Source organism: Prauserella flavalba (assembly GCF_003202235.1).
Lineage (GTDB): Bacteria > Actinomycetota > Actinomycetes > Mycobacteriales > Pseudonocardiaceae > Prauserella_A > Prauserella_A flavalba.
This window is the reverse complement of the sequence record NZ_MASU01000013.1, coordinates 52963-65696: the sequence shown is the minus strand read 5'-3', so window position 1 is coordinate 65696 and position 12734 is coordinate 52963. Positions and strand designations below refer to the sequence as shown.

The window sequence follows — 12734 nt, the reverse complement described above, 5'->3', positions numbered from 1 at the left end:
CGGACCCGGACGGCGCAGCCCCCGCTAGCGGGCGAGCGGGAAGGACAGCTCGAAGATCGCGCCGCCCTCCTCGGCGTTGTAAACCCGCAGGTAACCGCCGTGTGCCTGCGCCGTCCAGCGCACGATGGACAGCCCGAGGCCGCTGGACCCCGCGCCGCTGGTGAACCGGTCGAAGCTCTCCTCGGCCACCGAGGCGTCGATCCCGGGACCGTGGTCGGCCACCGTCACCCGGCCGCCCGCGACGGTGATGTGCACGATCGCCGGAGAGCCCGGCTGGCGGCCGTAGCGCAGCGCGTTGTCGAGGAGGTTGCCCACCGCACGCTGCACGAGGTTCGGGTCGGCGTACACGGCGGACGGGGCCGTGGTGACCGTGACCTGTGCCCCGTTGGACGGGGTCTCCTGCACGACGCCGGTGACGAGCTGGTCCAGCCACACGGGCTGGATCGCGAGCGTCTCCACCCCGGCGGCGAGCCGGGCGCGCACGAGCAGGTCGTCGATGATCGAGCCCATCCGCGCGGCCAGCCGGACGGTGCGCGGCAGCAGGTCGGGCCGGTCCGCCGGGTTGCGCATGGCCGTCTCCGCCAGCGCCCGCAGTGCCGCGACGGGGGTGCGCAGGTCGTGGGCGGTCTCGGCGAGCAGCACCTCCTGTTGTTCGAGTGCCGTGGCGGCGGGCCGGATCGCGCGACCGGACAGCAGGTGGCCCGCCAGGCCGACCGCGGCCACCGCGAGCGCGCAGCCGCCGATCACCCACCACACGAACGCGCTGTGCCGGTCCAGTTCCTCCGTCGGGTCGCTCACGGCGACGATCGCGCCCGCGTACTGACCCGCGGCGTTGAGGAACGGCTTGGTGACCACCCGCACGAGGCCGTCCTCGGTACTGGGCACGTAGCCCTGGATCACCCTCCCGCTCGCGGTGGAGTCCTCCGCGAGCCCGTAGAGGCGACCGCGGTCGACCGGGGCGCAGTCCCGCCTGCTGAAGTGCGGCTCGAACTCACCGGCCCCGGCTGGCAGCACGGCGAACTCGGGGCAGCTCGTGTCGATCTGGTCCTGGCCGATGAACGCCGTGACGACGGTGCCGTCGCCGCTGGACTGGACCAGCCGCGACACCGCCGCGGTGACCTCCTTCAGCGAGGCGTCCATCCGCAGCTCGCCCTGCTCCCGGTCCTGGTCGACGAGCAGCCATGCCAGCACGATCAACCCGGTGGCGTTGAGCACCGTGAACAGCACGGTGAGCAGCCAGCGCAACCGGTGCAGCCGGGCCGCGGCCGAGCCGTTCACGAACCGCTCCGGCCACCGTCGAGGCGGTACCCGACACCGCGCACCGTGTGGATCAGCTCCGGTTCCCGCAGTTTCGCCCTGAGCCTGCGCACGACGACGTCGACCACGTTGGACATCGGGTCGGTGCTGGTGTCCCAGCAGTGCTCGATCAGCTCGGTGCGGGTGACGGCCTGCTCCGGGCGGACCATCAGGTACTCCAGGACGGCGAACTCCTTGTCGCTCAACGTGAGCAGCACGCCGGCCCTGCGGACCTGCCTGCGCGCGCTGTCGAGCTCGAGGTCGGCGTGGTGCAGGACCGGCGGCCGCCGGTCCTGCGAGCGGCGGCACAGCACGAGGACCCTGGCCGTCATCTCGGCGACCGCGAACGGTTTCACCAGGTAGTCGTCGCCGCCGTGCTCGAAGCCGGCCACCCGGTCGGCGACGGTGTCGCGGGCGGTCAGGAACAAGACGGGCACCGCCCAGCCCCGCTGCCTGCGCTCGTAGACGTAGGTCGCCGCGTCGCCGTCGGGCAGCATCCGGTCGAACACCACGCAGTCGTGGTGGGCACCGGTCAGCACGGCGTCGGCCGTCGCCAGGTCCCCGGCCTCGTCGACCCGGAACCCGTGTGCGGCGAGCTCGGTGGTCACCGCCACGCGCAGGTCCTCGTTGTCCTCGACCACCAGCACTCGTGCTGTCGCTGTCATCGGAACCTCATGTTCGTGCCGCGATCGTTGCTGCCATGCTCTTCCGTGTTCTGGGGCCGTTGGAGGTGCACGGCCGCGACGGCGAGGTACACCGGCTCGGCCACGGCAAGGCCGCGACCGTGCTGGCGACGCTGTTGCTGCACCCTAACGCGTGGGTCAGCGGTGCCGAGCTGATCGACGCGACATGGCACGAAGCGGCCGCGCCGCCCGCCTCCGCAGAGGCGAACCTGAAGACGTACGTGTGGCGGCTGCGGCGCCTGCTGCCCGTGCTGGTCTCCGACGACGGCGAGCCGAGGATCGAGAGCGCGCCGGGCCGCTACCGGCTACGGCTCGCACCGGGAGAGCTCGACGCGCACCAGGCGGCCGGGCACGCCGCCGCCGCACGGTCAGCGGTGGAAGCGGGCGAGCTGACCACCGCGGTCGGCGCGTTCGAGGCCGCGCTGGGGTTGTGGCGCGGGCAGCCGTTCGAGGGAGTGGCGGGCGCCGACTACGAGGCTGCCAGGCTCGTCGAGCTGCGGCATCAGCTGCGCGAGGAGCTCGCCGAGGCGCAGCTCGCGCTCGGCCGCACCGCTGAGGCGGTGCACACCCTGAAGGCGCTCACCGAGGACGATCCGCTGCGCGAGGGGCCGTGGGCGAGCCTGGTGCGCGCGCTGCACGCGCTGGGCAGGCGCGCGGAGGCGTTGCGCGCGTACGACCGCGCCCGGCACGTGCTCGCCGCCGAGCTGAGAGTGCGTCCTGGCCGGGCGCTCACGGCCGCGTACCGGGAGGCGAGCGGCGAGCCGTGCGCGCCGCGGCGGGAGCTGCCCCGCGACCCGGCGCACTTCACGGCCCGCTCGGCCGAGCTGGCCACCATCCGCCGGGCACGCGGCGGCGTGGTGCTGGTGGACGGCCTGCCCGGCGTCGGCAAGACCGCGCTCGCGGTGCACGCGGCGCACGGGCTCGCCGAGGAGTTCCCGGACGGCCAGTTCTTCGTGGACCTGCGCGCCTATCGCGACGTGACCGGCGTGCTCGCCCGGCTGCTGCGCGGCATCGGCACCCCCGGCACCGGGAGCTCAACGGAGGAGCTGGCCGCGCTGTGGCGCTCCGAGCTGGCCGGACGCCGCGTGCTGCTGGTGCTCGACCACGTCGAAAGCGGCGACCAGATCGAGCCGCTGCTGCCCTCGGGTGACTCCAGCCTGACGCTCGTCACCACCCGGCACCGGGACTGGCACGTCGACGGTGCGGTCCGGATCGGCCTGCGCCCGCTCGCCGACCGGGATGCGGCGGCGTTCTTCCGCGCGGCGGCACCGGACGCGTTCGCCCGCGAGGACGTGACCGCGTCCGTCGTGCGGCGGTGCGGCGGGATACCGGCAGCGCTGCGGGACGTGGCGGCGAAGCTGCACACGCGTCCCGAGTGGACACCGCACGCGTTGACCCGCGAACTCCGCACGGGCCCGTGCGGGGTGTTGTCCTTCGGGCACCGGCACGCGCTGGCGAGCGCCTTCGCGGAACTGCCCCCGGCCCTGCGCGGGGCGCTGTCGGCACTCGGCGAGCTGCCCGGCGAGTTCGAGCTGACCACCGCGGCCCGCGCGCTCGGCAGCACGCCAGAAGCCGTGCGACCCGCCCTGGAGGCACTCGTGGACGTGAGCCTGCTCGACGCGCTGCCGGGCGAGCGCTACGCCGGTCACCGGCTCGTGCGCCACTACGCACGCTGCCGCACCTGCGCACCCGGCCTCGGGACCCCCGCCGTGCGGGTGGCGTGAGGGCACCGGCCATGACCGCGCAGCAGCAACGGCAGTCCGTCGCCCCGGAGGCCCGCCCGGTGGCCGCACCGGGTGCCGCCGCGCGGCCTGTCGCGACGGTCGCCGCCGCCGCACGGGCCGTCGCGGCGCATCCGCGCCCCGCCACGCGGCCGAAGACCGGGCAGCGGAACCACACCCGGCCCGCCGCACCGGTACCGTCGCCCGTCCACACGGGACTGCCCGCCGAGCCACCACAGGACCGTCCACGGCAACGGGAGCCGCTCGACCTGCCGGTGCTGCGCATCGTGTGCTGGCAGCTGGCGCTCGTGCTGGCGTTCCTCGCGATCGGCAGGCCGTGGCCGGTGGTGACGGCACTCCTGCTGACCTCGGCGACGCTGCTGGCGTGGACCGGGCTGCGGTACCGGGGGCGCTGGCTCTCCGACGAGCTGACCGAGCGGGCGCGGCTGCTGCTGCGGCGGCGTCAACGCGACCTGCCCGACACGGAAGCGGGTCACCTGCTGCTGCGGGCGCTGGCACCCGGCTCGGGCGCGCGCACCGTCGAGCTCGCTGGGACGTCGGCGGGCGTGGTGAGCCGCACCGGGGAACTCGTCGCCGTGCTGCGCCCCGTCGACACCGGACCGGCCGTGCTCGCCCAGCTCGCGCTGTCGGGTGCGCTGCTCGCGGACAACGGCGAGCCCTCCCCCGCGCTGCCCGCGATCCGGCTGCAGCTCGTGCTGCACCGCGGTCCACAGCAGACCGACCACACCCGTGCGTGGCTGGCCGTGCGGGCGCTGCGGGAGCCGAACTTCGCCGACGACGCCGACCTGCTCGTCGCGCTCAACAACACTGTTCGCAGGCTCCACCGCAAGCTCCGCAGAGCCGGGCTCGGCGCGACCGCGCTCACCGAGCCCGAGCTGCTCTCGACGCTCGTGGCGCTCACCCACACCGGTCCCGGCCGGGGCATGATCCGCGAGGAGCGCCGCCACTGGCGGGCCGGGCCGATCACGCAGGTCGGTCTCCGGCTGACCGGGCTCGGAGACCGCCCCGTTCAGGCCAGGATCCAGGTGCTGCACCGGCTGCTGGCCGCCGTGCCGGGCACCGCGTGCACGATCGCGATCACCGCTCCCGAGCACGCCGCCGTGCTGCGGGTCGCGGCCACCACCGACGCCGGGGTCGACGCCGCAGCCGAGCGGCTGCTGCGGATGCACCTGCCCGGCCTGCGGCTCGAACGCATGGACAACCAGCACGCCCCGGCCGTGGCCGCGTCGTTGCCGATCGGAGGAAACCCGTGATCACCCAGTCCCCGCTCGACCGTCACGAGACGCAGCCCCGCCTCACCGTCCTTCGTGGACACTCGGCGTGCCGGCCGGTATCGCGGCACGCACGGGTGGCGGCGAAGCTCGCCTCGGCGCAGCGGGAGGTGCTGGTCGTCAGCTCACTGTCGGACGACCCGGTCACCACGTTCCGCCGGATCGACCACACAGGCCTGCGGCGAGGGGTGCGCTACCGCATGTTGTTCCCCGACCACGCGCGCACCGTGGCCGAGCCCGCACGGCGGCTCGGAAGGCTCGCCCAGGCGGGCGCGGAGGTCCGCACGCTGCCCGCGGTGCCCGTCGAGGCGCTGGTGGTGGACCGCGCGGTCGCGATCCTGCCGGGCGGTCCCGGCGACATCGCCGTGCTCGGCCTGCCGAGCGTGGTCGAGGCGGTCACCGAGCTGATCGAGCGGCTCTGGCCCTCGGCGGTGCCGGTGATCCCAGGCGACCCGCCCGAGCCGGGAGCACCGGCGGCCCGCGACCGCGAACTGCTCGCGCTGCTCGCCGACGGCTGCACCGACGAGTCGGCGGCCGCCGCACTCGGCGTTTCCGTGCGCACGGTGCGCCGCATGGTGTCGAGCCTGATGAACCGCCTGGGCGCACGCAGCCGGTTCCAGGCCGGTGTGAAGGCCGCCGACCGAGGCTGGCTGAGGGAGGAGGCGGGCCGATGACGACCACGACCGGGCGCACCGTTCTCGTGGCTCCGGGCAGGCATGGTGCCTACGCCACGATCGGCGACGCCGTGCTCGACGCACCCGACGGCGCGTGTGTCTCCATTGCCGAGGGCACCTACGCGGAGACGCTGGAGTTCGTGGGCCGTGAGCTCACCCTCCGCGCGGCCGACGACGCCGAGGTGGTGCTCGACGGCACCGGCGCCGACGTGCCGGTGCTGCTCGCGCGCGGCGGCGGGCTCGCCGTGCACGGGCTCACCGTGCGCGCGGGGGACACGGCGGCCGTGCAGGCCGAGAACGCCGAGCTGACCCTCACCGGATCCACCGTGACGGCGGAACGAGGGCCCGCCGTCACGGTGCGGGGACCCGGCCCGCTGACGATCAGGGACGTCACCATCACCGGGGCCGAGCACGGGCTCGTGCTGGAGGGCACGTCGGGCGTGGTGGAGAACGTCACCATCGACAACGTCGCCGCCGACGGGCTGATCGTCGGCCTCGGCGCCGACCCCGTGTTGCGGTCGTGCACGGTGAGCGGGTGCGGGCAACGTGGGCTCTACGTCTACCAGCACGCACGGCCGACCGTGGAGAACTGCCGGATCTCCCGCACGGGCCAGGCGGGCATCGTGGTGGCCCACCGCAGCGAGCCCGTGCTGCGCCGCACCTCCGTGCGTGACGCGCGGGGCGTGGGCATCGACGTGGGACCGAACTGCGGCGGCCTGATCGAGGCGTGCGACGTCGGCAACACCGCCGAGCCCGCGATCCGGCTCGACGCCGCGGCGACCGCTGAGGTCGTGACGGAGCCTGCGAGCGTCCTCAGTGGATCGAGTCCGCTCGACGCTCTGCTCACCGACCTCGACGGCATGGTGGGGTTGCCCGGCGTCAAGGCCGAGGTGCGTTCACTGGTCGACGAGATACAGGTCAACTCGTGGCGTTCGCGCGCGGGTCTGTCCACCGGCGCGCTGAGCCACCATCTGATCTTCGCGGGCGCGCCGGGAACCGGAAAGACCACCGTCGCGCGTACCTACGGCAAGCTCCTGCGCGAACTGGGCGTGCTGCCGAAGGGCGGGTTCCGCGAGGTGTCGCGAAGGGACCTGGTCGGCCAGTACATCGGCCACACCGCGGAGAAGACGGCCGTGGTGTTCGAGGAGTCCCTCGGCGGGGTGCTGTTCATCGACGAGGCGTACACGCTGTCCCGGCAGTCCGGCAGCGGCGGCGACTTCGGCCAGGAAGCCATCGACACGCTGGTGAAGCTGATGGAGGACCATCGCGAGGAGATCGCGGTGATCGTCGCGGGCTACACCGCGGAGATGCGGCAGTTCCTCGCCGCGAACCCCGGGCTGTCGTCGCGGTTCGCCAAGACCATCGAGTTCGAGAACTACACGCCGGACGAGCTGGTGGGCATCATCGGCCGGATGGTGACTGCCGGCGACTACGAGCTGGACCCGCAGTCCGGCCCCGCGCTCGCCGAGCACTTCCGGCGGATCTCGGCCGCTCCCGGCTTCGGCAACGCCCGCGACGCGCGGCGGCTGTTCGAGGTGATGCGCAAGGCCCAGTCAGGACGGCTGCGCAGGCTGGGCCGCATCCCGGACGCCGCCGAGCTGAGAGAGCTGCGCGCCGACGACGTGCTGAACGCGATCGAGGCAAGCCCAACCCCCTCCTGACAGAACAGGGGCACCCGCCCCACCGCAACTGCAGTGAAGGCCACCATGCCTGCGCTCAACGCAGTGAAGGTGGCCCTCACTGCGGTCGGGCCCGAGCCACGAGACGGCTTGTCATCGAATCCTCATGCGGGTGGCGAGAAGGTCGGAGGCGAGCCACAGACGGGGAGGAACCGCCATGATCGCCACTCAGCCGACCAGGGTCGCCGTGCTGCACCGCAACACGCTGCCGCTGTCCACCCGCGCCAGGGTCGAGGCGACGCTGGCCTCGGCGAAGCGCGAGGTGCTGGTCGTCTCCGGCCTCGCCGACTCGGTGCACGGCCGGCTTCCCCTGCTGGGCAAGGGCAGCCCTCGCCCCGGGGTGCGCTACCGCGTGCTCGTTCCTGACGAGGCGCGCACGATTCCCGCGATGGCCATGCGGCTGGGGTCCCTCGCGCTGGCCGGGGCCGACGTGCGCACGGTGGCCGACGCACCCGCCGACGCGGTGGTGATCGACGGCGAGCTGGCCGTGCTGCCCGGTGAGCCCTCGGACCTCGCGCTGTTCCGGCTGCCGAGCGTGGTGAGCACGATCGTCGCCCTGTTCGAGCGGGTCTGGCCCTCGGCGGTCCCGTTCGTGCCCGGCGGCCTTCCGGACGAGGCGGAGCTGACCGAGCGCGAGCGGGCGATGCTGACACTGCTCTCGGCCGGCTACACCGACGAGGCCGCCGCGGCGAGCCTCGGCGTCTCGGTACGGACGGTGCGCCGCCTGGTGTCCGGCCTGATGAGCCGGCTCGGCGCGCGCAGCCGGTTCCAGGCGGGCGCCAAGGCCGCCGACCGGGGCTGGCTCGTCGAACCCGCGTGCTGACGAGCCGTCAGAGGCGGGCGATGGCCGCGCTGGACCGTTCATCGAGCGCGGTCATCTCCCTTGCGGTGAGCTCGAGGCTCATCGCCGCCGCGCTCTCCTGGGCGTGGTGGACCTTCGACGCGCCGGGGATCACGACGACCCGCGTGCCGTAGCGCTGGAGGATCCACGCGATCGCGACCTGGCTGACGGTCGCGCCGTGTGCGGACGCGATCTCCCGCATCGTGTCGATCAGCGGGGTCGTCGCGGCGAACGTCTTCGGCGTGTAGGCGGCCATCAGCCGTCGCACCCTCGGCACGTTGCGGAGCAGTTCCGGGCGCTTGTGGAACTTCCCCGTCAGCAGCCCGGTGCGCAGCGGTGCGAGCGCGATCAGGGTGACGCCGAGCCGCTCGGCGGTCTCGAGCACCCCGTCCGTCTCGATGTCACGGGCCAGCAGGTTGATCTGCACCTGGTTGGCGGCCAGCCGCAGGCCGTGCCTGCGCAGCACGTCGTGTGCGCGCTCCATGTGCGCGGCGGAGAAGTTGCTGACGCCGACCGCGCCGATCTGCCCCGCCTCCCGCAACTGGGCCAGCTGCTCCACCTGGGACTCGATGCGCGAGAAGCTGCCGTGCGGCATGTGGATCTGGTGCAGGTCGAGTGGGAACGGCGCGAGCGCCCGCAGGCGCGCGTCGATCGTCCGGGAGATCGACCGCGCCGTCCGCAGCCACGGGGTCCACTTCGACGCGATCACCACGTCGCCGGGGCGGACGCCCGCCTCGGTGAGGGACGAGGCGAGCAGCCGCTCCGACTCACCGCGCCCGTACATCTCCGCCGTGTCGAACCAGTCGATGCCGCCCTCCACGGCTGCCCGGACGATCTCGGCGATCCGCTCGGGCGGCAGTGCCGGGTAGAAGCCGGTCGTCAGGCCGCGGGAGCCGAACTGCAGCGTGCCGAGCCCCACGGGGCTGACCTCGATTCCGGTACGGCCAAGTTCTCGACGCTCCATGTCTCTCCGTCCGTCGTCACCTGTGAGACATAAATGTCTCGCTAATGAGACGTTGTTGTCAACTCGCCCTGGCCGCCCGTACGGTGTCGCCATGCCACCTGGAACCTCACGGGGCGCGGACAACACGACGGCCGCGATCGTCGCGTTCGCCGCGCGGCTGTACGCCGACCGCGGCGAAGGCGTGAGCATGGCCGAGGTAGCAGCCGGAGCCGGGGTCAGCCGCGCGACGCTCTACCGCCACTTCCCGACCCGTGACGACCTCCAGCGCGCGATCGCACGGGCCGCGATCGGCGATCTGGGCCGGCGGCTCGGGAACGCCGGCCTGGACGGCGTTCCCGCGAGGGAGGCGCTCGCCCGAATCGCGCGGGCCTTCCTCGCCGCGGGCGGCTCCTATCCGGCGCTGGTCCGCGGCTACGCCAAGGACGCGGAGGAACAGGCCGAGCACGAACGGCGCATCGCACAACCGGTGCGCGCCGTGCTGGACCGCGCGGTGGCCGACGGGCAGCTGCGCGCCGACGTCGATCCCGCGCTGTTGTTCGGGACGTTCGCCGCATTGCTGGAGAACGGTCTGCGGTACAGCCTCCGCGAGGACGCCGGCGCCGAACCCGTCGCCGCGTCGGTCGTCTCGCTGTTTCTCGACGGAGCAGCACGTTCGTGATGCGTGATCTCCCCGGCACGGCGCCCCTCCGACCTGGCCCAAGGTGGGAGACCGGCCCGGAAAGCCCGTGGACCGCTCCGCAATCCGCTCGCGGTGGAGTCCCGGCTTCGGCTACGGTCGTGATCATGGTGCACCCGGTTCGTCTTCCGCAGAACGTCTGAGACCCGCGCGATCCCCGGCCGGTGTCACCAGCCGGGGTCGGGCTGCGGTTCCCGGCACCCGTTTCCAGCACCGGCTACGGTCGGCGCGTTCGATTCGACAGGACGACTTCTCATGTCTTCGAACACCTCACGCACCGGCTCGGCACCAACATTCGTGCTGGTGCACGGTTCCGGCTCCAGTTCGTTCATGTGGGCCCCGATCCAGCGTGAACTCGCGCTGCTCGGTCACCGCAGTCTCGCGGTCGACCTCCCCGGACACGGCTTGGACGCGCAGTACCCGGTCGCCTACCAGGCGCCGCAGGACCTCGACGCGTGGGCGGCAGAGCCCTCGACCCTGGCCACGGTCACCCTGCGGGACAACGCCGACCTAGTCGTCGACGTCGTCCGCCGGGTCGCCGAGCACGGACCGGTGGTACTGGTGGGCGCCAGCCTCGGCGGAACGGCCATCAGCGTCGCCGGCAACGTGGTCCCGCACCTGGTGGACCGGCTCGTGTACGTCTCCGCCTGGTCCTGCGTCAAGCATGCCAACCCCATCGAGTACTTCGGAGAACCCGAGTTCGCCACCAACCTGATGGGCCCGCTGTCCGCGCTGAACGTCGGCGACCCGGCGGAACTCGGCGTTGGCCGGGCCAATTACCGCACGGCCGACCCTGGACTGCTCACCGCCCTGAAGGCGGCGATTGCCGCCGACATCACCGATGAGCGATTCCGGGCCTTCCTCAACATCCTGCAGCCCGACGAGTCGTTGGCGGTGATGACCGGCGATGCCCGCGTCGAGGCGGACACGTGGGGCACGATCGCCCGCAGCTACATCCGGCTCACGGAAGACCGAACCCTGCCGATCGCCATGCAGGATCGGCTGATCGCCGAAGCCGACGCGCTCACGCCGGACAATCCCTACGACGTGCACACCTTGGACACCTCCCACGTCGGGTTCGTGTTCCGGGCAGCGGAGGTGGCCGCCATTCTCGACGGCCTGACCGTTTAGGGACCGGCTGCCGGGAGTTCTCGCGCAGGCGGGGCGAGCAACCGCGGTTCTCAGAGCCCGGCGAGGTCTTCCAGCAGCGTCGCGGCGAGCTCCACGTCCGCGCTCAGCCTGCGATCGCTCATCTCGGCGCTCAGCTTCCCCGCGGCGAGGTCGTAGGCGGTGCGCAACGTTGTGGCGGCCGACGGGACGACATCACGCTGACGCAGTGCCCGCACCGCCGTGACCAGCTCACACGCGAGCACGAGTCGCAGTGCCGTCAGTGAGCGCAGCGACTGCCTCGCGGACTGGAACGCGAAGCTGGAGTGCTCCTCGAGCCCGCGCGACACCACGGCGTTGCCGAGCCCGGCGGGCGCGGCGAGCGCCCGCACCTCCGCGAGCGCGGAGTTGGCGCTGTACTCGAGGATCATCACGCCGGAGCTGCCGCTCTCACCGTGAGCGAGGAACGGGCGCAGCCCGGTGAACCTGGGGTCAAGGAGCGCCGCGAGCCTGGCCGTCGACAGATGTGCGGTGTCCAGCAGTGCCAGGCGCAAACCGTCGAGCGTGTGCCGAAGGTACGCGCAGTGGAACCCACCGTGGTGGTAGGCGGTGTCGTCCTCGGCGGAGATGAGCGGGTTCTCCGCCGCCGCGTTGATCTCGACACCGACCACTGTGGACAGTTGTGCCGCTGCGTCGAGCGCGGGTCCGTGGATCTGCGGGAAGCACCGGAAACCGAACGGGTCCTGCAGGCGCGCGGGCGGGCGCGTCGGCGCGCCGAGCAGGGCCCGCATCCGGGCCGCGGCCTCGACCTGCCCCGCGTGCGGCCTGCTCGCGTGCACACGCTCGGCGTAGGCCTCGGGTGAGCCGTCGACGGCGAGAAAGGACAGCGCCGCCACCGCGTGCGTTGCCTCCAGCAGCCGTCGCGCCTCGTGCCAGGCGAGCGCGGCGATCCCGATCGTCAGCGCGTTGCTGCTGATCAGGGCTAGCGCGTCGCCGGAGTCGAGGCCGATGGGCTCCGGTCCGGGCAGCGGCCCGAGCCACGGCAGTTCGCCAAGCAGCGCCAGCCCGGTCTCGGACAGCGCGGTGAGATCGCCGGTGCCGATCGCGCCGAACTCGTGCACAGCCGGATAGCTGCCCGAGTTGAGCGCATCCGCGAGCGCGTCGGCGACACCGGGCCGCAGTCCGGCTCCGCCCGCGAGCAGCTGGTTGAGGCGCACGACGAGCATCGCGCGCACCTCCTCCTCGGCGAGCAGGTCACCGACCCCGCCGGCGTGGCTGCGCAGCAGCCGGACACCGTGGCCCTCCCTGTCGCCGGTACCGACGGCCTCGACACGGTTGGCGCCGACGCCGGTGGTACGCCCGTAGACGGGCCCGCGGGTGACGAGCCGCTCGGCGGTGGACCACGCCGCCTCGGCGGCGTGCCGCCCGGCGTCGTCGATCACCACCGGCGCGCGCCCCCTCGCCACCTGGATCACCTGGTCACCGGTCAGCGATCGGCCGTCGAGCACCACATCCCGCGAAGCCATGCCCGCGTTTGTACCGGGGACCGTGACCGCCTGGCGCCGGTGCGTGACCGGAAAGCGTCTGGTCACCGAGACAGGGCCGTTTCAGACCACGAACGAGGACGCGGCTTCAGGTTGCGGCGCCACCGGTCAGACAGCGGGGCCAGCAGCCGCCCCCGCATCCGATCACGGAGTGTGGCGATGAGACCTGGAAATCCAGTGTCACGTCGTGATCAGATTTCAGGTACCGCCGACACGCTTTCGGCTCATCGCCACAGTAGGGGAATAGACCGTAGTCT

11 protein-coding genes are annotated in these 12734 nt (G+C 72.8%); 7 read left to right on the top strand and 4 right to left on the bottom strand.

The window, feature by feature from the left end; genetic code table 11:
* Nucleotides 1–24: 24 nt before the first annotated feature.
* Nucleotides 25–1278: a sensor histidine kinase gene (locus BA062_RS27575; RefSeq protein ID WP_110341715.1), complete on the bottom strand. Its 1254-nt coding sequence runs from the start codon at nt 1276–1278 to the stop codon at nt 25–27.
* Nucleotides 1275–1961, bottom strand: a complete 687-nt coding sequence (locus tag BA062_RS27570; RefSeq protein ID WP_210407015.1) for a response regulator transcription factor — start codon at nt 1959–1961, stop codon at nt 1275–1277. The genes BA062_RS27575 and BA062_RS27570 overlap by 4 nt, the downstream gene beginning before the upstream one ends.
* Nucleotides 1962–1996: 35 nt before the next feature.
* Between BA062_RS27570 and BA062_RS27565 the strand changes: the two genes are divergently transcribed.
* The 5 genes from BA062_RS27565 to BA062_RS27545 all read left to right on the top strand — a co-directional run bounded on the left by BA062_RS27565 (nt 1997) and on the right by BA062_RS27545 (nt 8168).
* On the top strand, nt 1997–3703 hold the full coding sequence (locus tag BA062_RS27565) for an AfsR/SARP family transcriptional regulator (RefSeq protein ID WP_110341713.1): 1707 nt from the start codon (nt 1997–1999) through the stop codon (nt 3701–3703).
* A gap of 11 nt (nt 3704–3714) precedes the next feature.
* Nucleotides 3715–4974: a type VII secretion protein EccE gene (locus tag BA062_RS27560; RefSeq protein WP_245960035.1), complete on the top strand. Its 1260-nt coding sequence runs from the start codon at nt 3715–3717 to the stop codon at nt 4972–4974.
* Nucleotides 4971–5666: a helix-turn-helix transcriptional regulator gene (locus tag BA062_RS27555; RefSeq protein ID WP_245960034.1), complete on the top strand. Its 696-nt coding sequence runs from the start codon at nt 4971–4973 to the stop codon at nt 5664–5666. Before BA062_RS27560 ends, BA062_RS27555 begins: the two co-directional genes overlap by 4 nt.
* Nucleotides 5663–7327, top strand: coding sequence for a right-handed parallel beta-helix repeat-containing protein (locus BA062_RS27550; RefSeq protein ID WP_110341711.1), 1665 nt, complete (start codon nt 5663–5665; stop codon nt 7325–7327). The genes BA062_RS27555 and BA062_RS27550 overlap by 4 nt, the downstream gene beginning before the upstream one ends.
* A 175-nt stretch (nt 7328–7502) precedes the next feature.
* Nucleotides 7503–8168, top strand: a complete 666-nt coding sequence (locus tag BA062_RS27545) for a helix-turn-helix transcriptional regulator (protein ID WP_245960033.1) — start codon at nt 7503–7505, stop codon at nt 8166–8168.
* Between the two features lie 7 nt (nt 8169–8175).
* Here the strand turns inward: BA062_RS27545 and BA062_RS27540 are convergent, their stop codons facing one another.
* Nucleotides 8176–9150, bottom strand: coding sequence for an aldo/keto reductase (locus BA062_RS27540; RefSeq protein ID WP_110341707.1), 975 nt, complete (start codon nt 9148–9150; stop codon nt 8176–8178).
* A 91-nt stretch (nt 9151–9241) separates the two neighbouring features.
* Here BA062_RS27540 and BA062_RS27535 point away from each other — a divergent pair, with 91 nt between their 5' ends.
* Both BA062_RS27535 and BA062_RS27530 read left to right on the top strand, forming a co-directional pair.
* A complete protein-coding gene (locus BA062_RS27535) occupies nt 9242–9808 on the top strand; it encodes a TetR/AcrR family transcriptional regulator (RefSeq protein WP_168214118.1) in 567 nt (188 codons plus the stop codon).
* Nucleotides 9809–10081: 273 nt separating this feature from the next.
* Complete coding sequence (locus BA062_RS27530) at nt 10082–10957, top strand: alpha/beta hydrolase (protein ID WP_110341703.1); 876 nt, start codon at nt 10082–10084, stop codon at nt 10955–10957.
* Nucleotides 10958–11007: 50 nt separating this feature from the next.
* Here the strand turns inward: BA062_RS27530 and BA062_RS27525 are convergent, their stop codons facing one another.
* On the bottom strand, nt 11008–12459 hold the full coding sequence (locus BA062_RS27525) for an aromatic amino acid ammonia-lyase (RefSeq protein ID WP_110341701.1): 1452 nt from the start codon (nt 12457–12459) through the stop codon (nt 11008–11010).
* Between the last annotated feature and the right edge of the window lie 275 nt (nt 12460–12734).

Excerpts from the sequence above, each read along its gene's own strand:
- BA062_RS27560 (WP_245960035.1), top strand. The coding sequence starts at position 3,715 with ATGACCGCGCAGCAGCAACGGCAGTCCGTCGCCCCGGAGGCCCGCCCG.
- BA062_RS27525 (WP_110341701.1), bottom strand. The coding sequence starts at position 12,459 with ATGGCTTCGCGGGATGTGGTGCTCGACGGCCGATCGCTGACCGGTGAC.
- BA062_RS27545 (WP_245960033.1), top strand. The coding sequence starts at position 7,503 with ATGATCGCCACTCAGCCGACCAGGGTCGCCGTGCTGCACCGCAACACG.
- BA062_RS27530 (WP_110341703.1), top strand. The coding sequence starts at position 10,082 with ATGTCTTCGAACACCTCACGCACCGGCTCGGCACCAACATTCGTGCTG.
- BA062_RS27565 (WP_110341713.1), top strand. The coding sequence starts at position 1,997 with ATGCTCTTCCGTGTTCTGGGGCCGTTGGAGGTGCACGGCCGCGACGGC.
- BA062_RS27535 (WP_168214118.1), top strand. The coding sequence starts at position 9,242 with ATGCCACCTGGAACCTCACGGGGCGCGGACAACACGACGGCCGCGATC.
- BA062_RS27550 (WP_110341711.1), top strand. The coding sequence starts at position 5,663 with ATGACGACCACGACCGGGCGCACCGTTCTCGTGGCTCCGGGCAGGCAT.
- BA062_RS27570 (WP_210407015.1), bottom strand. The coding sequence starts at position 1,961 with ATGACAGCGACAGCACGAGTGCTGGTGGTCGAGGACAACGAGGACCTG.
- BA062_RS27540 (WP_110341707.1), bottom strand. The coding sequence starts at position 9,150 with ATGGAGCGTCGAGAACTTGGCCGTACCGGAATCGAGGTCAGCCCCGTG.